This window comes from Lysobacter sp. K5869 (assembly GCF_018847975.1).
Lineage (GTDB): Bacteria > Pseudomonadota > Gammaproteobacteria > Xanthomonadales > Xanthomonadaceae > Lysobacter.
Map to the genome: position 1 here is coordinate 546,316 of NZ_CP072597.1, position 18,469 is coordinate 564,784.

Consider the following 18,469-nt stretch of genomic DNA (forward strand, 5'->3'; position numbering starts at 1 on the left):
GCAGATTCGATTCCGACTGTAGGAGCGACGCGAGTCGCGACCGCGGGGTTTCGAGCTCACGTCGCAAGCGTGGTGTCGCGGTCGCGGCTTGCGCCGCTCCTACAGGGGGCGACCGTAGCTTCGATTCCGACTGTAGGAGCGACGCGAGTCGCGACCGCGGGGTTCCAAGCTCGCGTCGTAAGCGCGGTATCGCGGTCGCGGCTTACGCCGCTCCTACAGGGACAGGCCGCAGATTCGATTCCGACTGTAGGAGCGACGCGAGTCGCGACCGCGGGGTTCAAGCTTGCGTCGCAAGCGCGGTGTCGCGGTCGCGGCTTGCGCCGCTCCTACAGTGAGCGGCCGCAGCTTCGATTCCGGGTGTAGGAGCGGCGTGAGCCGCGACTGCGGGGCTTCAAGCCCGCGTCGCAAGCGCGGCGCCGCGCTCGCTCAACGACCCACCGCCTCGACTTAGCTTCCCGGCCCGCCGCGCAGGAACCGCGCCATCGACACGCCGCCGTTGTTGCCGCTGCCCGCCGGCGTCGCCGGCGCGAACTCCGCGGCGATGTCGACGAAGCCGCGCATCACCGCGATCTCGCGCGGGGTGCGGTTGAGCGCGTCGCGCAGGTCGGGGTTGGCGCCGTGGCGCAGCAGGCGCTGGACCACGCGCAGCAGGCCGTGCAGCGAGGCCAGATGCAGCGGGCCGAAGCCGCGCGGGTCTTGCACGTCGAGCGAGGCTTCGTGGTCGAGCAGCAGTTCCAGACCGGCGATCAATACGTCCTCGTCGGCGGCGGTGCCCGGTTCGGCGCGCGCGCCCAGCAGCAACAGCAGCGGGGTGGCGCCGGCGGCGGATTGGCCGGCGTCGACGCCGGCCAGCAGCAAGGTGTCGAACAAGGCCACCAGGCGGCTGCGCTCGCGCGCGGTGAAGCCGTACATCGCCGCGCAGTGCAGGGCCATGCGGCCTTGCGCGTCGCGCGCGTGAACGTCGGCGCCGGCCGCGAGCAGGCGCGCGGCCAAGTCGGTCAGGCCGAGCGCGCAGGCCACCATCAGCACGGTGAGATCGCCCGGCAGACGCTGTTCCAGCGACGCGCCGGCGGCGACCAGACGGTCGACGATTTCGCCGTGGCGCATGCTCACCGCGGCCGACAGCGGGGTCGCGCCGGAATTGGCGGCGCGGCCCGGTTCGGCGCCGCGCGCCAGCAGCAGATCGACCACGGCGCGATGGCCGCCACCGGCGGCGCGCAGCAGCGCGGTGCAGCCCTGGCTGTCGAGCGCATCGACCGCCAGACCGAGATCGAGCAAGCGGCGCACCGCGTCGGCGTCGCCGACGATGGCCGCGGCCGGCACGTCGCCGGCGCGCAGCGGGCGCTTGGGCAGTGGCCAGCCGCGCCAGTCCAGCCAATCGGCGAGGTCGCGCCGGCCCGAGGCCAGCGCCACGCCGAGCGGGGTTTGGCCGTCGGCGGCCAGCAAGTCCGGCGCGGCGCCGTGGGCGACCAGCCGCTTGAGCATGTTCTCGCGGCCCAGCGCGGCGGCCAGATGCAACGCGCTCATGCCGTGGCTGTCGCGGGCGTTGAGGTCGACGCCGGACGCGAGCAGGCGCTCGAGCAGGCGCGCCCAGCCCAGCCGCACCGCGATCGCCAGCGGCGGATCGCCGGCCGGGGTGCGCGCGAAGGCGTCGGCGCCGCGTTCGATCAGATCCAGCGCGAACTGCTCCAGCCCGCGCGCGGCCTGTTCGCCGGCCGAGCAGGTCGCCAGGAACCGGCCCAGGCCGCCGCGGCCGGCCGGCGAGACGCCGCGGCGCAGCAGCGCGTGCAGCGCCGGCAGCGATTCCGGCGCGCGGTCGAGCAGGGCGAACAGCACGGTGTCGCCGGCGGCGTTGCGCACGTTGGCGTCGGCGCCCTGGCCGAGCAGCCAGTCGATGCGCTCGGCGGTCGGCGCCTGCCCGTCTTCCTCGTGCAGCTGCGCGCCCAGTTCGGCCGGGCTCAGCAGCTTGGCCAGACCGGTCAGTTCGGCCGAGCGGCCTTCGCGCAGGCCGTCGCGCAGCAGCGCGGCGGGCATGCGGTCGACGATCACCCGCTCGCCTTCCGGCGCGTCCGCGTCGCCCTCGCCGCTGACCGCGGCCGGCAGCGGATAGGCGCGGTCGAGCGCGGCCACCAGCGACCAGCGCCCGGCTTCGGCGGCGCGGTCGACCGCGCGCTTGCCCTGGCGGTCGCGCAGTTCCGCGTCCAGGCCCAGTTCGATCAGGCGCAGCACCAGCGGCGGCGAAGCGGTTTCGGCCTGACAGGCCAGGATCAGCGCGCTGGCGCCGTCGGCGTCGAGCGCCTTGGCCTGTTCGACGCCGCCCTGCGGCAGGTGTTCGAGCAGCCGTTCCAGCACCGCCGGACGGCCGCCGCGCGCGGCTTCCAGCACCGGCGTGCGCTGCTGGCTGTCGATCGCCGCGGCGTCGGCGCCGGCGGCGAGCAAGGTGGTGACGATGTCCAGATGCCCGGCGAAGGCGGCGGTGTGCAGCGCGCTGCGGCGCTGCGCGTCGCGCGCGTCGATCCGCGCCTTGTGCTTGAGCAGCAGCTGCACGCCGGCCGGATCGTCCTCGTCGCCGCCGGCCGCGGCCAGCAGCGCCGGCGAGCCGCCGGCGTGTTCGGTCTTGGCGCCGCGTTCGAGCAGGAACTTGGCCAGCCGCCAGTTGCCGCTGGCGCAGGCCACGCCGAGCGGGCTGAGGCCATCGTGATTCAGCGTTTCCAGTTCGGCCTGGGCGTCGCGCAGCAGCGCGGCCACGCCCGGGTCGGAACTGCGCGCGGCGTGGTGCAGCGGGGTGTTGCCTTCGTGGTCGGCCAAACGCGGGTCGGCGCCGTTGGCGAGCAGGGTCATGACCGCGTCGGGGCGGCCGTGCCAGCTGTCGCGGGTGGCGGCCAGCAGCGGGGTCATGCCGGCGTGGGCGAGGTTGAGGTCGGCGCCGCGGGCGATCAGGCCGCGCAGCAGGCGCAGGTCGGGCAGCACCGCGGCCAGCACCGACAGGCTGCGGCGGTCGCGCTCGTCCTCGGCCGGCGGCGCGGCGTTGACGTCGGCGCCGAGTTCGATGAGTTCCAGCGCGCGCTCGACCTTGCCGCCGCGCGCGGCGAGGTACAGCGCCTGGGTCAGTTCGGCGTCGCTGAGTTCGTTGGCGTCGCCTTCGAGCAGTTCGTCGGTGCCGTGGATCGTGTCGAGCTCGGGGTCGAATTCCAGGCCCGGCAGCGGATCGGCCGCGCGGATCGACTGCAGCAGCAGATGCAGCGCCGGCGACGCCAGGGCGAAGGCGACCGCGAGGGTCCAGCGCGCGCCGCCGCTGAGCAGGCCCGGCCATGCCAGCACCAGCGCGATCGCGACCAGCCCGGCGACGATGCCGGCCACGCCCAGGCCGCGCCACGCGCCCAGGTCCAGATCGGCCAGCCGCGCCCACTGCGGCGGCAGCGGATCGCCGTCGCGTTCGGTGCCGGTCCACAACGGCCACAGCCGCCACAGGCCGAGCAGCAACAGGCCGGCGACCACGCTCAATCCCAGCGCCGCCAGCAGCGAGCCCGATTGCAGCAGCGAACTCAGCGGCCACGCCGCCAGCGCCGCGGTCGCGGCGGTGGCGCCGCCCCACAGCGCCGACAGGCTCAGCAGTTCGGGTTTCCAGTCGGGCGTTTCGTCGCGCCGGCGCCACAGCCGCGCGGCCAGGGCGAAGGCCGGCTGCGCCAGCGCGCCGCCGAGCAGCGCCAGGACCGCCCCCGCCGGCGTACCGCCGAAGCCGGTCGCCAGGGCCAGCGCCAGGCCGGCGGCCAGGGCGATGGCGAAGCCCTTGGACAGGGCGCGCGAGGTGGGAGCGTCAGGCATCGGGCTGCGCGGCCTCCGCGGCGTTCGCGATCTCCGCGCCGGGCACCGGCGGGAACTGGATGTGGAAGCCGCGCGCGCTGAGGTTCTCGCGCACCGTCGCCGCGTCGGCGCGGGCCAGCTTGCGCTCCGGGCTCAGCTCGACTTCGAGCACGAAATGCAGCGAACCCAGCTGCTGGCGAACGGGATCGGGCAGGCGCGCGAAGTCGTCGCGCGCGCTCAGGAATACGTAGGTATCTGCCTTGCGGAGACTTTTGTAAACGTAGGCTTGCATGGGGCGGGCGATACAGCCGGGGGAGACTGTTTTTTGTGCATCTGCAGATGCGATGCACAGCATACCCGCCCGTTCGGGCCGCGCGTACTTCCGCGTTCAGCGCCAGGCCCATTCCGGGGTGGTATGGCCGGGGACGGCGATCCGCCGGCCGCCCCCTGAGTTCGCTCGTTTCGGAAATCCAGTCTGGAAATTCAGCTTCGGGCGCCCTCCCGGGCCGCCGCCGTCAGTGATACCCCGCGTCGGCCGCGACCTTGCCGCGGAACACGCGGTACGACCAATACGTGTAGCCCAGGATCGCCGGCAGCAGGATCACCATCCCGGTCAGCACGAACAGCTGCGAGGACGGCGCCGCCGCCGCGTCCCACAGGGTCAGCCCCGGCACGATGTTCGGCCAGATGCCCAGCACCAGACCGACGAAGCCGAGCACGAAGAACCCCAGCGAATACAGGAACGGGGCGCCGTCGCGGTCTTGCCTGCGCACCGCGCGCCACAGCGCCCAGGCGTTGGCGATCACCAGCAACGGCACCGGGAACAGCCAGTAGAAATTCCCGCCCTCGAACCAGCGCGCCATGATCCGCGAGTCCAGGAACGGCAGCCACGCGCTGACCAAGCCGATGAACACCGCCACCACCAGCACCAGCGGCCGCGCCAAGGTCCGCGCGATGTATTGCAGCCGGCCCTCGGTCTTGAGGATCAGCCAAGTCGAGCCGAGCAGCGCGTAGCCGAACACCACCGCCGCGCCGGTCAGCATCGAGAACGGGCTGAACCAGTCGAACACGCCGCCGACGTACTTGCCTTCCTGCATCGGCATGCCCTCGACGATCGCGCCGAGGATCACGCCCTGGGCGAACGCGCAGAACAGCGAGCCCAGCGAAAACGCCGCGCCCCACGCCGGCTTCGCGCGCTTGGCCTTGAAGCGGAACTCGAACGCGACGCCGCGGAACACCAGCGCGATCAGCATCAGCAACACCGGCAGGTACAGCGCCGAGAGCACCAGCGAATACGCCTTGGGGAACGCGGTCAGCAAGCCGACGCCGCCGAGCACCAGCCAGGTTTCGTTGCCGTCCCAGATCGGCGCGGCGGTGTTCATCATGTGGTCGAGCTGCTGCTCGTCCTCGGCGAACGGCGCCAGGATGCCCAGACCGAGCACGAAGCCGTCCAGCAGCACGTACATCAACACGCCGAAGCCGATCACGCCGAACCAGATCACCGGCAGCCAATAGTCCATCGTCGCTCTCCGTCTCTCTCGTCCGCGGCGCTCAGGCGCCGGCCTCGCTGGATTCGTCCGGCACCGACAACGGCCGCGCCGGGGTTTTGTCGCCGTGCGCGCCGCGCGGCGGCGGCTCGTGCGGATGCGGCCCCTTGCGGATCAGCTTGACCAGATAGCGGAAGCCGGCGCCGAACACGGTGAAGTAGACGACCGCGAACACGATCAGCGAGGTCATCACGCTCGCCGCCTCCACCGGGCTGACCGCGTCCGCCGTGCGCAGCAAACCGTAGATCACGTACGGCTGACGGCCGATCTCGACCACGTACCAACCGGCCAGAATCGCGGCGAACCCGCTCATCGTCAGCACCCGCCAGCCCCACAGCGCCGCGCGCGATTCGAACAAGCGCTTGCGCCACAGCAGCCACAGCGACAGCGCCACCAGCCCCAGCATCGCCACGCCCAGCCCGACCATGACCCGGAAAGCGTAGAACACCGGCTTCACCGGCGGCCGCTCGCTCGCCGGCACCGACTTGAGCGGCTGGATGTCGCCGTCGAGCGTATGGGTGAGGATCAGGCTGCCGAGCTTGGGCACGGCGATTTCCAGATCGTTGCGCTCGGCCTTTTCGTTCGGCACCGCGAACAGGATCAGCGGCACGCCCTCGCCGGGCGGGTTGGATTCCCAATGCGCTTCCATCGCCGCGACCTTGATCGGCTGATGCTCGCGCGCGTTGAGCCCGTGCAGATCGCCGACGAACACCTGCGCCGGCACCGTGATCGCGGCGAACAGCACCGCCGCCTTGAGCATGCGCTTGCCGGCTTCGACGTGGATGCCGCGCAGCAGGTACGACGCGCCGGTGCCGCCGATCACGAAGCAGGTGGTGATGAACGCCGCCAGCACCATGTGCGCGAGGCGGTACGGGAACGAGGGGTTGAACACGATCGCCCACCAGTCTTCCGGCACGAACACGCCGTCGACGATGCGGTGGCCGGTCGGGGTCTGCATCCAACTGTTGGCCGAGATGATCCAGAACGTCGAGATCAGCGTGCCCAGCGCGACCATGCAGGTCGCGAAGAAGTGCATGCGCTCGCTGACCCGGTTCCAGCCGAACAGCATCACCCCGAGGAAGGTCGCTTCCAGGAAGAACGCGGTCAGCACTTCGTACGAGAGCAGCGGCCCGAGGATGCTGCCGGCCTGCTCGCTGAGCACCGCCCAGTTGGTGCCGAACTGGAAGCTCATGACGATGCCGGACACCACGCCCATGCCGAAGGACACGGCGAAGACCTTGGTCCAGAAGAAGAACAGATCGCGCCACAGCGTGTCGCGCGTGCGCAGCCAGCGCCATTCCACGAAGGCCAGCCAACTGGCCAATCCGATGGTGAACGCCGGGAACAGGATGTGGAACGAGATGACGAAGCCGAACTGGATACGCGACAACAACAGGGCGTCCACGCGATTTGCCTCCACGGCGCAGTGCAAGCGCCGGCGGGTTCATTTTTGCGCCGCAGCATCGGCCGCGCGCGTCGGGATCGTGGGAGCACTTAAACCGCAAAGGCGGTGAGCGCGGCGTGGTCGGGCCGCGAAGACTGCGACATTCGGCGGCGGGCGTCGCCGCGGCGGCACGGCGGATCAAGCGCTTGGACGCGGGTGAACGAGGGTGAGCGCGAGGGTTTCGCACGCCTGCGCTGCGCGCTGCGCGCGAGGGCGCTGCGACAAACGGCGGCAATGGGCGATGGGCTCGCGCGTGCGCGGATCGGCGCGGGCGCCGAAGCGTTTGCGCGGAAATGCCGTTGGCGCGGCCGCGATTCGGCGCGCGGCGGCGGACCGCGCGCCGTCGCTCACACCCATGCGTCGACGATAGCGCCGGATGCTTCGACGACCGAACAGGCCGAGTCCGCCCCCTCCAGACTGTCATCCCCGCGAACGCGGAGATCCAGGGCTTCATCGCGACAACACTTCGATGTCTGCGAGCCCCGCCTTCGCGGAGATGACGACCGTGCATGCGACCCAACCCAACGAAAGGTTTCCGCCCCCGCGCTTTCGCTCGAAACCCCGATCCCACCGCCCAAATCCCCGATCCGGCAAACCCGCTCCGCCACCCCGCCCGCCGCCCGCGCGCACCCCACGAAAAAACCTCGAAATCCGCGCGCCGCCATGACCAACGACCGACCCGCCGCGCCGCCGCGGGCTGCTACCCTGCCCCGTCTTTGTCCCAGAGCCCGTTCGATGCGCACCGCTTACGCCCGTCTCGCCGCCCTGCCGCTGGCCCTGCTCGCCGCCACCGCCCTCGCCCAGAGCGGCGCGCCCCAGCCCGCCGCGCCGCTGACCTTGGCCGACACCATGGCCGACCCGGATTGGATCGGCCCGCCGGTCGAACGCGCGTGGTGGTCGTGGGACGGCCAGCGCGTGCAGTACCAGCTCAAGCGCGAGGGCGCGATCATCCGCGACACCTGGCAGACCGGCGTCGCCGGCGGCGCGCCGCAGCGCCTCGACGGCGCCGCGCGCAACGACCTCGACGCGGCCAATCCGGTGTACGACGCGCAGCGCGCGCGCATGGCCTTCATCCGCAACGGCGACGTGTTCGTGCGCGACCTGCGCAGCGGCGCGCTGACCCAGGTCACCCGCAGCAACGAAACCGAAGCGCGCCCGCAGTTCTCGCGCGACGGCAACCTGGTGTTCCGGGTCGACAACCAATGGTTCCAGTGGCGCGCCGGCCAGGGCGTCAGTCAGGCCGCGCAGGTGCTGGCGCAGAACGACCCGGCCAAGCCGCCGAAGGCCGACGTGTTGCGCGATTACCAGCTCGCCACCATCGACACCTTGCGCAACGACCGCACCCAGCGCGACGCCTCGCGCGATCAGGACGAAGCCTGGCGCAAGAGCGACCCGAGCCGCGCGCCGCGCGCCGCCTACCTCGGCGCCGATGTCGAAATCGTCGACACCGCGCTGTCGCCCGACGCGCGCTATCTGCTCGCGGTCACCCAGGACAAGAAGGGCGACGCCGGCACCGGCGGCAAGATGCCCAAGTACGTGACCGAATCGGGTTACGAAGAATTCGAAGAAGTGCGCACCCGCGTCGGCCGCAACTCGCCGCTGCCGCAGAAGCTGTGGCTGGTCGAAGTCGCCACCGGCAAGGTCAGCGAACTCAAGTTCGACAAGCTGCCCGGCATCGGCGAAGACCCGCTCGCGACGATGCGCAAGGCGGCCAAGCAAGACGCGCTCAAGGGCAACCGCCCGGTGCGCATCGAAACCGACGGCGACGGCCGCAACGCCGCGGTGCGCTGGAGCGACGACGGCCGCCACGCCGGCGTGCTGATCCGCGCCACCGACAACAAGGACCGCTGGATCGCTTCGGTCGATCTGGCCGGCGCCGCGCTGGAAACCCGCCACCGCCTCAGCGACAAGGCTTGGATCGGCTGGGACTACAACGACTTCGGCTGGCTGCCGGACGGCGGCCTGTGGCTGCTGTCGGAACAGACCGGCTATTCGCAGCTCTACGTCAGCGACGGCGGCGCGGCCAAGCCGATCACCTCGGGCCAGTGGGAAGTCTCCGACCCGCAGCTCGGCGCCGACGGCAAGACGTTCTTCTTCCTGTGCAACCGCAAGTGGCCGGGCGATTACGAAGTCTGCGCGGTCGACCGCAACGGCGGCGCGGTGCGCGAAGTCACCGCGCTCAACGGTGTGGAGAGCTTCGCGCTCTCGCCCGACGGCCGCAAGCTGATGGTGCGCTACTCCGAAAGCTACCTGCCGCCGCAGTTGGCGGTGATGGACGCCAGCGGCGAAGGCGCCGTCAAGCTCACCGACACCCGCAAGGACGCGTTCAAGAACCGCCAGTGGATCCAGCCCGAGTACGTGCAGGTGCCGTCCAAGCACGGCGCCGGCGTGGTCTGGGGCAAGTTCTACGGCCCGAAGAACTACGAACCCGGCAAGAAGTACCCGATCGTGATGTTCGTGCACGGCGCCGGCTTCCTGCAGAACGTCAGCGAGCGCTACACGAATTACTTCCGCGAACAGATGTTCCACAACCTGCTGGTGCAGCAGGGCTACGTCGTGCTCGATCTCGACTACCGCGCCTCGCAAGGCTACGGCCGCGACTGGCGCACCGCGATCTACCGACAGATGGGCCATCCCGAACTCGAGGACTACCTGGACGGCCTGGACTGGCTGGTCGCCCACAAGCAGGGCGACGCCGACCTCGCCGGCATCTACGGCGGCTCCTACGGCGGCTTCATGACCTTCATGGCGATGTACCGCGCGCCCGGCAAGTTCCGGTCCGGCGCCGCGCTGCGCCCGGTCTCGGACTGGTCGCAGTACAACCACGAATACACCTCCAACATCCTCAACACCCCCGATCTCGACCCGGAGGCGTACAAGACGTCCTCGCCGATCGAATACGCCACGGGTTTGCAGGGCAATCTGCTGATCGCCCACGGCATGATCGACGACAACGTGTTCTTCAAGGACTCGGTGATGATGACGCAGAAGCTCATCGAACTGCGCAAGGACAAGTGGGAGATCGCGCCGTATCCGCTGGAGCGCCATGGCTTCGTGCACCCGGACGCGTGGTACGACGAGTACCGCCGCATCTACGAGTTGTTCGAGCGCACCTTGAAGCAGTGACCCGCAAGGCCGGCCATGCCGGCCTTGTCTTTTCCGGGGCAACGCAAAGCGCGGCCGCGATACCGCGCTTGCGACGCGAGCTTGCGGCCCCACGGTCGCGACTCGCGTCGCTCCTACAGCCGGAATCGAAACCACGGCCGCCCCCTGGAGCGGCGCAAGCCGCGACCGCGACACTGCGCCTACGACGCAAGCCTGAGGCGCGGTCGCGACTCACATCGCCCCTACAGTTGCCGTCGGAACCACAGCCGCAGACCGTCGCCACCGCCCTTGCCCCGCACCTTGACCCAAATCAAAACCCATCCGCGCCGCGCCTCGCTAAACTGCGCGCCATGAACGACTTCGACCGCGTCCGCGACTACCTCTCCGGCCTGCAAGACCGCCTCTGCGCCGCCATCGAAACCGCCGACGGCGGCGCGCGCTTCGACGAAGACGTGTGGCAGCGCGCCGAGGGCGGCGGCGGGCGCACCCGCATCCTGCGCGGCGGCGCGGTGTTCGAGCAGGCCGGGATCGGCTTCTCCGACGTCTCCGGCAGCAAGCTGCCGCCGTCGGCGAGCGCGGCGCGGCCGGAACTGGCCGGCGCCTCCTGGCGCGCGGTCGGGGTGTCGCTGGTGTTCCACCCGCACAACCCCTACCTGCCCACCACCCACGCCAACGTCCGCCACTTCCGCGCCATGCGCGACGGCGAAACGGTCGCCTGGTGGTTCGGCGGCGGCTTCGACCTGACCCCGTTCTATCCCTTCGCCGACGACGTGCGCCACTGGCACCGCACCGCGCGCGCGCTGTGCGAACCTTTCGGCGGCGAAGAGCGCTACCAGGCGCACAAGCGCTGGTGCGACGAATACTTCTTCCTCAAGCACCGCAACGAAACCCGCGGCGTCGGCGGCCTGTTCTTCGACGACCTGCACGGCGACTTCGAACGCGACTTCGGCTACCTGCGCGCGGTCGGCGACGGCTTCCTCGACGCCTACCTGCCGCTGGTCGAGCGCCGCCGCGACACGTCCTACGGCGAACGCGAGCGCCAGTTCCAGCTGTACCGGCGCGGCCGCTACGTCGAATTCAATCTGGTGTTCGACCGCGGCACGCTGTTCGGCCTGCAATCGGGCGGCCGCACCGAGTCGATCCTGATGAGCCTGCCGCCGCTGGCGCGCTGGGAGTACGGCTTCCAACCCGAGGCGGACAGCGACGAGGCCAAGCTCGCCGAGTTCCTGGTTCCGCGCGACTGGCTCGGCGAAGCCTCCAGCTGATTCGCCGCAACGCCTGCCCTGTAGGAGCGACGTAAGCCGCGACCGCGGACTTTCACGCTTGCGCCGTAAGCCTGTGTCGCGGTCGCGGCTTACGCCGCTCCTACCCGTGCTTAATCCGACATTTCCAATTTTTTCTAAATAACGCGCAAAACCCATCGCATTTGCCGCGTGAGCGCTTTCGTTTAATCGCGTTGTTATCTGCGACTGCGAATATCCCCGCACCACGGCCGCGAAACCACGCCGCGCAAAACAAAAGCCGCCGCGCGAACGCGGCGGCTTTTGTGCCGGAAAATAAAAAGCCCCGCGGGCAGGGGGGGCCGGCGGGGCTGGTGGAGCGTGCCCTGGGGAGGGGGCGTTCGCTCCGGGGGATCACTCCAGGGGAGGGAGAGATCGGCGACAGACGTTGCATCTGTCGCGACCTATATGACCATCCGGCACATGGATAGTTCGTGAAGATCCGAGTTAATAAATTGTTGGATTCAGGACCGATTCATTAAACCAAGTCCAGCAAAATCAATGGCTTCCAGATAATCAATGCGCTTCGTCCCAATTAATACCGACCCCGCTGTCGACGACTAAAGGCACCCGCAGCGTGGCCGCCGCCGACATCCGCTGCGTGGCCTGCGCGAGCAGTTCCGGCACGAACGCCTCATCGACCTCGAACACCAATTCGTCGTGCACCTGCAGGATCATCAGCGCGCGCTCGCGGTGGCCGGCGAGCCAGCCGTCGATGTCGATCATCGCCCGCTTGATGATGTCGGCCGCGGTGCCCTGCATCGGCGCGTTGATCGCCGCGCGCTCGGCGCCCGCGCGCAAGCCCTGGTTGGTGGCCTTGATGTTCTCCAGGTACAAGCGCCGGCCGAACACGGTCTCGACATAGCCCTTGTCGCGCGCGTCCTGGCGGGTGCGCTCCATGAAGTCGCGCACGCCGGGATAGCGGCTGAAATACAGCGCGATGTAGTCCTGCGCCTCGCCGCGGCCGATGCCGAGCTGGCGCGCCAGACCGAACGCGCTCATGCCGTACATCAGGCCGAAGTTGATCGCCTTGGCGGCGCGGCGCTCGTTGCCGCTGACCTCGTCCAGCGACTTCTTGCCGAACACTTCCGCCGCGGTGGCGCGGTGCACGTCGGCGCCGGATTCGAACGCGCGCACCAAGCCTTCGTCCTGCGACAGGTGGGCCATGATGCGCAGTTCGATCTGCGAATAGTCGCAGGCCACCAGCTTGCGCCCGGGCGGCGCGACGAAAGCGCGGCGGATGCGGCGGCCGTCGTCGGTGCGGATCGGGATGTTCTGCAGGTTCGGATCGCTGGACGCCAGCCGCCCGGTCGCGGCGCCGGCCTGGTGATAGCTGGTGTGGACGCGGCCGGTGCGCGGGTTGACCATCTCCGACAGCTTGTCGGTGTAGGTGCTGCGCAGCTTGGCCAGGCCGCGGTACTCCAGGATCACCCGCGGCAATTCGTGCTGATCGGCGATCGCCTCCAGCGCTTCCTCGTTGGTGCTGGGCTGGCCGGTCGGCGTCTTCACCAGCACCGGCAGCTTGAGTTCGTCGAACAGCAGCGCTTGCAACTGCTTGGGCGAATCCAGGTTGAAGGTGCGCCCGGCCAGCTCGGTCGCCTTGAGCTGCGCCTCGAGCATGCGCTTGCCCAGATCCTGCGATTGCCGGCGCAGCTCGTCGCTGTCGATCATCACGCCGTTGGCCTCGACCCGCGCCAGCACCGGCACCAGCGGCATTTCGATCTCGCGATAGACCTTTTCCAGCGCTGGCTCGGCCGCCAAGCGCGCGCCGAGCACGCGGTGCAGGCGCAAGGTCACGTCGGCGTCTTCGGCGGCGTATTGAGTGGCGTCGTCGATGGCGACCTGCGAGAACGAGATCTGCTTGGCGCCCTTGCCGGCCACGTCGCTGTACTTGATCGTGTCGTAGCCGAGGTAGCGCTTGGCCAGCGAATCCATGTCGTGGCGGCTGGCGGTGGCGTTGTAGACGAAGCTTTCGAGCATGGTGTCGTCGGCGTAGCCGGCGACTTCGACGCCGTAGCGGCTCAGCACGTGCAAGTCGTACTTGCCGTGCTGGCCGAGCTTGCGCCGCGCCGGATCGGCGAACACCGGGCGCAGCGCCGCCAGCACCGCCTCGCGGCCGAGCTGGGCCGGCGCGCCGGGGTAATCGTGGCCGAGCGGGATATACACCGCGCGGCCGGTTTCGCTGGCGAAGCTCAGGCCGACCAGATTGGCCTGCATCGGGTCGAGCGAATCGGTTTCGCTGTCGAACGCGAACTCCTCGACCGCTTGCAGCGAGGCGACCAGCGCGTCGAGCTGCGGCTGGGCGACGACGGCCTCGTACTCGCCCTTGGCCGCGAGCGCCGCGCCCGGCGTCTCGGCCGCGCCGCCGCCGCGCGCGTGGCCGGCGGCGGTGGCGCGCAGGCCGGCGCGGTCGCTGGCGAGGTCGTTGGCGGTGGATGCGCCTTCCAGCTCGCGCAGCGCCTGCTTGAAGCCGTAGCGCGCATACAGGACGCGCAAGGCGTCGGCGTCGCGGTCGCGCAGGGCCAGCTCGGCCGGGCCGCGTTCGAGCTCGACGTCGGTCTTGATCGTCGCCAGTTGCCGGTTGAGCGGCAGCCGCGGCAGCGCGGCGCGCAGGTTGTCGCCGATCTTGCCCTTGATCGCGCCGGCGTGTTCGATCACCCCGTCGAGCGTGCCGTACTCGCCCAGCCACTTGGCCGCGGTCTTGGGGCCGCACTTCTCCACGCCGGGAATGTTGTCGACGGTATCGCCCATCAGCGACAGCAGGTCGATCACCTGATCGGCGCGCACGCCGAACTTGGCGATCACCGCCTCGTCGGAATCCATGCGGCTGCCGCTCATGGTGTTGACCAGGACGATCCCGGCCTGTTCCGGCGCCGCCGCGCGCACCAGCTGGGCGAAGTCCTTGTCGCCGGTGGAAATGGTGACGTCGATGCCCTCGGCGTTGGCGCGCCGCGCCAGGGTGCCGATCACGTCGTCCGCCTCGACCCCGTCGATGCGCAGGATCGGGATGCCCAGCGCCTCGACGATCTCGCACATCGGCAGCACCTGCGCGCGCAGGTCGTCGGGCATCGGCGGGCGATTGGCCTTGTAGTTCGGGTCGAGATCGTCGCGGAAGGTCTTGCCGGGCGCGTCGACCACGAAGGCCACGAAGTCCGGCCGTTCGTTCAAGGTCGCGCGCAGCATGTTGACCACGCCGAACAGCGCGCCGGTGGGCTCGCCGGCGTCGTTGCTCAGCGGCGGCAACGCATGGAAGGCGCGGTAGAGGTAGCTGGAACCATCGATCAGGACGAGTCGTTTCATGGCGGGGATTCTACGCCTTGCCGTCTCAGCGGCGCGGACGCCGCGCCGGCGCCGGGCCGATGCGCACGCTTAACGGCCGCGCGGCGTATCCTGTCGGCCTGAACCACGGAGAATCGCCATGCGCGCCCCCCTCGCCTCCCACGCCGCCCTGGCCGCCGCCGCGCTGCTCGCGCTGGCCGGCTGCGCCAGCACCGGCGGCGCCGCCCAGGCCGCCGACCCCACCGCCGGGCTCAGCAACGCCGAAGTGCGCACGCACACGGTCGAGAACGGCGACACCATCGAGGAATACCGCGTCGCCGGCCAGCTGCGCGTGGTCAAGGTGGTGCCCGCGCGCGGCCCGATCTATTACCTCGTCGACGAAAACGGCGACGGCCGGCTGGACAGCAGCAAGGGCGAGGGGACGGTGTCGCCGGTGTATTTCAAGTTGTTCAGTTGGTGAGGCGGCTTGGAGCCAGAAGTTAGCGGATAGGAGCTAGAAGATAGCCAAAGCCGCTGTTCGCTAACTTCTAACTCCTATCCGCTCACTCCTAGCCCCATGACCACCATCCGCACCCTAACCGGCGACACCGACCTGCGCGCCGTCTGGCCGCTGGTCGCGCAACTGCGCCCGGAGTTCGACGAGGAGCGCTTCGCCGCTCAGATGCACCGGCAGATCGCGCAGGGCTGCCGCGCCACGGTCGTGTTCGACGAGGACGGCGCGCCGCGCGCGTTCGCGTGCTGGCGGGTGATGGAGATGCTCGCGGTCGGCTTGCATGTGTACGTGGACGATTTGATCGTCGATCAGACCGTGCGCAGCCGCGGTTACGGCAAGACCCTGCTCGACTGGCTCAAGGCCGAGGCCAAGCGCTTGGGCTGCGCGCGGCTGCAACTGGATTCGGGTACGCAGCGGCAGGACGCGCATGCGTTCTATCTGCGCGAGCGCTTGCGCATCGAAGCCTTCCATTTCGGCGTCGCGCTCGACTGAGCGAACCCGCCGCGCGGACCTGTCGACAGCATAGCGATCGCTTCGCCAATCCTTTGCCGACCCGGGGAATTCGGCACGCGCGTTCTGGCGGCAGGCCTGCTAGGGTGGCCGCTTGCCCACAGGGGGCGACCACAGGGATGAAGTCGATGACTGGCATGCTTGGCTTGCGCGCTGTTTGCGTCCGCGGTTTCGCCTTGGCCCTGATCCTGACGCTCGCCGCGTGCGGCGAACCGGCGGCCAACGTCGCCGAGCCCAAGGTCTACGACCGCCTCGGCGTGCAAGTGCAGATCCCCGGCAACTGGAAGCTCGCCGACGATCAGCGCCTGGGCGGCGTGCATTACCTCACCGTGGAAAGCCCGGGCACCGCGGTGTTCATCGCGATGGTGCAGTCCGACCGCAATCGCGAGCTGGAAGAATTCGCCCGCAGCTTCTCGGCCGAAGCCGACAAGCAAGTGCCCGCGGCGATGGAGCATCAAGGCCGCTTCGATCTGTCGGCCTTCGATCACGGCACCATCCGCGAGCATTACACCGTCAGCCTGGGCGGGGTGAAGGTGCCGCACTTGCGCGAGTACCACAAGATCACCGGCGCGCGGCGCGCGGCGTTCCTGGTCACGCAGAGCGCGGACGAGGATCAGGCGCAGGCGCGGCCGGGGTTCGATTTGATGTTGAAGTCGTTCAAGCTCAATTAGCGCTGGAAGCGGGTCGCGCGATGAACGTTGCGCGGCTGCCGAACGATGGCGGTCGCGGCTCGCGCCGCTCCTACAGTCGGATACGTAGCCACGCAGCGCCCTGTAGGAGCGGCGCGAGCCGCGACCGCGACACCGCGCCTACGACGCAACCGAGCGCATCACGCCGGCTGCAGATTCGCGTAAGCCAACACCAGCCACTTGCTGCCGACCTCGTCGAAGTTGACCTGCACGCGCGCATGCGCGCCGTCGCCTTCGTAGTCGGTCACCGTGCCGACGCCGAAGCTGCCGTGGCGCACCTGCGCGCCGAGCTTGATCGGCGATTCGTCGATGCGCGCGTGGCCCATGTCGCGACGCGGCGCGGCGCGGTACATCGGCCGCGACACCTGCACCTTCGGCCGCACTTCGTTGAGCAGCGGCGAGGGGATCTCGCGCAGGAAGCGCGAGGGCACGCCGTACATGTCCATACCATGGATGCGGCGGGTCTCGGCGTAGCTCAGCACCAGCTTCTCGCGCGCGCGGGTGATGCCCACGTAGGCGAGCCGGCGCTCTTCTTCCAGGCGCCCGGACTCCTCGGTCGAACGGCCGCTCGGGAACAGCCCTTCTTCCAGACCGCCGAGGAACACCAGCGGAAACTCCAGGCCCTTGGCGCTGTGCAGGGTCATCAACTGCACACCGTCCTCGTCGGCTTGCGCCTGCCCTTCGCCGGCCTCCAGCGCGGCGTAGCTCAGGAACGCGATCAGTTCGGGCATCTCCGCGGCTTCGTCCTCGTCGCTGCGGCTGAAGCGCGAGGCCACCGACACCAATTCGTCGAGGTTGTCGGTGCGCGAGTCGAGCTGGCCGCGCGATTCGTTGGCGTAATGCTCGCGCAGGCCCGAACGCTGCAGCACGTGGTCGATCTTCTCCTGCAGCGGCATGTCGACGACGTCGGCCTGCATGGTGTCGATCATCAGCGCGAAGCCGGCCAAGGCGTTGCGCGCGCGCGCGGCCAGGCCGTTCTCGCCGGCGACGCGGCGCGCGCCTTCCCACAGCGACACCGCGTCGGTGCGGGCGCGCTTGCGCACCTCGTCCAAGGTGCGCTCGCCGATGCCGCGCGTGGGCGTGTTGACCGCGCGCTCGAACGCGGCGTCGTCGGCGCGGTTGGCGATCAGGCGCAGATAGGCCAGGGTGTCCTTGATTTCGGCGCGCTCGAAGAAGCGCTGGCCGCCGTAGACGCGGTACGGCACCTGCTCGGACAGCAGCGCCTCTTCGAACGCGCGCGACTGGGCGTTGCTGCGGTAGAGCACGGCCACGTCGCCGAAGCTGCCGCCGTCGCGCACCCACTGGCGCATGCGCTCGACCACGAAGCGCGCCTCGTCCATTTCGTTGTAGGCCGCGTACAGGTCGATCGCCTCGCCGTGGCCGGTGTCGGTCCACAGCTTCTTGCCCAGGCGGTCCGGGTTGTGGGCGATGACCGCGTTGGCGGCTTCCAGGATGTTGCCGCTGGAGCGGTAGTTCTGCTCCAGGCGGATGGTCTGGGCGTCGGAGAAATCGCGCAGGAAGCGCTGCACGTTCTCGACCTTGGCGCCGCGCCAGCCGTAGATGGCCTGATCGTCGTCGCCGACCACGAACACGTGGCCGCTGTCGCCGGCCAGCACCCGCACGAAGGCGTATTGGATCGCGTTGGTGTCCTGGAATTCGTCGACCAGGATCTCGCGGAAGCGGTTGCGGTAATGCGCCAGCAGCGCGGCGTTGTCGCGCAGCAATTCGTGCGCGCGCAGCAGCAGTTCGGCGAAATCGACCAGGCCGGCGCGTTCGCAGCGTTCCTGATAGGCCTCGTAGCAGCGAAGCATCACGTTCTGCCACTCGTCGCCGCCGGGCTGGATGTTGCGCGGGCGCCGGCCTTCGTCCTTCTGCGCGTTGATCCACCACACGATCTGGCGCGGCGGGAAGCGGGTTTCGTCCAGTTCCAGCGACTGCACCACGCGCTTGAGCAGGCGCAGCTGATCGTCGCTGTCGAGCACCTGGAAGCCTTCGGGCAGCTTGGCTTCCTGCCAGTGCAGGCGCAGCAGGCGATGGGCCAGCCCGTGGAAGGTGCCGATCCACATGCCGCGGGCGCCGCGCGCCAGTTGCGCATCGACGCGCGCGCGCATCTCGCCGGCGGCTTTGTTCGTAAAGGTCACCGCGAGGATGCCGTGGGTCGGCACCCCGACGACTTCGTTGAGCCAGGCGATGCGATGGGTCAGCACGCGGGTCTTGCCGCTGCCGGCGCCGGCGAGGACCAGATAATGCCCGGGCGGGGCCGAAACGGCTTCGCGCTGGGCCGGATTGAGAGCGTCGAGCAAATGCGATACGTCCAT

General features: G+C 69.6%; 11 protein-coding genes. 5 read left to right on the top strand and 6 right to left on the bottom strand.

Annotated elements, in window-relative coordinates; translation table 11 throughout:
• Nucleotides 1-447 precede the first annotated feature (447 nt).
• The 4 genes from J5226_RS02350 to J5226_RS02365 form a co-directional block, all read right to left on the bottom strand.
• Entirely contained in the window at nt 448-3,825 is a 3,378-nt protein-coding gene (locus J5226_RS02350; RefSeq protein ID WP_215838263.1) for an ankyrin repeat domain-containing protein, read from the bottom strand.
• Nucleotides 3,818-4,096 carry a YcgL domain-containing protein gene (locus tag J5226_RS02355; protein ID WP_215838264.1) on the bottom strand — a complete coding sequence of 93 codons (279 nt, stop codon included), beginning with the start codon at nt 4,094-4,096 and terminating at the stop codon, nt 3,818-3,820. Before J5226_RS02355 ends, J5226_RS02350 begins: the two co-directional genes overlap by 8 nt.
• Before the next feature lie 223 nt (nt 4,097-4,319).
• The gene (gene cydB / locus J5226_RS02360; protein WP_215838265.1) at nt 4,320-5,324 is read right to left on the bottom strand and encodes a cytochrome d ubiquinol oxidase subunit II; all 1,005 of its coding nucleotides are present in this window, start codon (nt 5,322-5,324) and stop codon (nt 4,320-4,322) included.
• Nucleotides 5,325-5,355: 31 nt separating this feature from the next.
• The gene (locus J5226_RS02365; protein ID WP_215838266.1) at nt 5,356-6,756 is read right to left on the bottom strand and encodes a cytochrome ubiquinol oxidase subunit I; all 1,401 of its coding nucleotides are present in this window, start codon (nt 6,754-6,756) and stop codon (nt 5,356-5,358) included.
• Nucleotides 6,757-7,530: 774 nt separating this feature from the next.
• Between J5226_RS02365 and J5226_RS02370 the strand changes: the two genes are divergently transcribed.
• Nucleotides 7,531-9,921: a S9 family peptidase gene (locus J5226_RS02370; protein ID WP_215838267.1), complete on the top strand. Its 2,391-nt coding sequence runs from the start codon at nt 7,531-7,533 to the stop codon at nt 9,919-9,921.
• Between the two features lie 329 nt (nt 9,922-10,250).
• Nucleotides 10,251-11,165 carry an oxygen-dependent coproporphyrinogen oxidase gene (hemF, locus tag J5226_RS02375; RefSeq protein WP_215838268.1) on the top strand — a complete coding sequence of 305 codons (915 nt, stop codon included), beginning with the start codon at nt 10,251-10,253 and terminating at the stop codon, nt 11,163-11,165.
• Between the two features lie 531 nt (nt 11,166-11,696).
• Here hemF and polA read toward each other — a convergent pair.
• Nucleotides 11,697-14,480, bottom strand: coding sequence for a DNA polymerase I (gene polA / locus J5226_RS02380; RefSeq protein ID WP_215838269.1), 2,784 nt, complete (start codon nt 14,478-14,480; stop codon nt 11,697-11,699).
• A 118-nt stretch (nt 14,481-14,598) separates the two neighbouring features.
• Here polA and J5226_RS02385 point away from each other — a divergent pair, with 118 nt between their 5' ends.
• The 3 genes from J5226_RS02385 (at nt 14,599) to J5226_RS02395 (ending at nt 16,133) form a co-directional block, all read left to right on the top strand.
• On the top strand, nt 14,599-14,919 hold the full coding sequence (locus J5226_RS02385) for a DUF2782 domain-containing protein (protein WP_215838270.1): 321 nt from the start codon (nt 14,599-14,601) through the stop codon (nt 14,917-14,919).
• A 96-nt stretch (nt 14,920-15,015) separates the two neighbouring features.
• Nucleotides 15,016-15,444: a GNAT family N-acetyltransferase gene (locus tag J5226_RS02390; protein WP_215838271.1), complete on the top strand. Its 429-nt coding sequence runs from the start codon at nt 15,016-15,018 to the stop codon at nt 15,442-15,444.
• 146 nt (nt 15,445-15,590) lie between these two features.
• Nucleotides 15,591-16,133 carry a hypothetical protein gene (locus tag J5226_RS02395; protein WP_215838272.1) on the top strand — a complete coding sequence of 181 codons (543 nt, stop codon included), beginning with the start codon at nt 15,591-15,593 and terminating at the stop codon, nt 16,131-16,133.
• A gap of 158 nt (nt 16,134-16,291) precedes the next feature.
• Here the strand turns inward: J5226_RS02395 and uvrD are convergent, their stop codons facing one another.
• The gene (gene uvrD / locus J5226_RS02400) at nt 16,292-18,469 is read right to left on the bottom strand and encodes a DNA helicase II (protein WP_215838273.1); all 2,178 of its coding nucleotides are present in this window, start codon (nt 18,467-18,469) and stop codon (nt 16,292-16,294) included.

Bases quoted from the DNA above. Each gene is read 5' to 3' on its own strand.
- J5226_RS02350 (WP_215838263.1), bottom strand. From the start codon at position 3,825: ATGCCTGACGCTCCCACCTCGCGCGCCCTGTCCAAGGGCTTCGCCATC.
- J5226_RS02355 (WP_215838264.1), bottom strand. From the start codon at position 4,096: ATGCAAGCCTACGTTTACAAAAGTCTCCGCAAGGCAGATACCTACGTA.
- cydB (WP_215838265.1), bottom strand. From the start codon at position 5,324: ATGGACTATTGGCTGCCGGTGATCTGGTTCGGCGTGATCGGCTTCGGC.
- J5226_RS02370 (WP_215838267.1), top strand. From the start codon at position 7,531: ATGCGCACCGCTTACGCCCGTCTCGCCGCCCTGCCGCTGGCCCTGCTC.
- hemF (WP_215838268.1), top strand. From the start codon at position 10,251: ATGAACGACTTCGACCGCGTCCGCGACTACCTCTCCGGCCTGCAAGAC.
- polA (WP_215838269.1), bottom strand. From the start codon at position 14,480: ATGAAACGACTCGTCCTGATCGATGGTTCCAGCTACCTCTACCGCGCC.
- J5226_RS02385 (WP_215838270.1), top strand. From the start codon at position 14,599: ATGCGCGCCCCCCTCGCCTCCCACGCCGCCCTGGCCGCCGCCGCGCTG.
- J5226_RS02390 (WP_215838271.1), top strand. From the start codon at position 15,016: ATGACCACCATCCGCACCCTAACCGGCGACACCGACCTGCGCGCCGTC.
- J5226_RS02395 (WP_215838272.1), top strand. From the start codon at position 15,591: ATGACTGGCATGCTTGGCTTGCGCGCTGTTTGCGTCCGCGGTTTCGCC.
- uvrD (WP_215838273.1), bottom strand. From the start codon at position 18,469: ATGGACGTATCGCATTTGCTCGACGCTCTCAATCCGGCCCAGCGCGAA.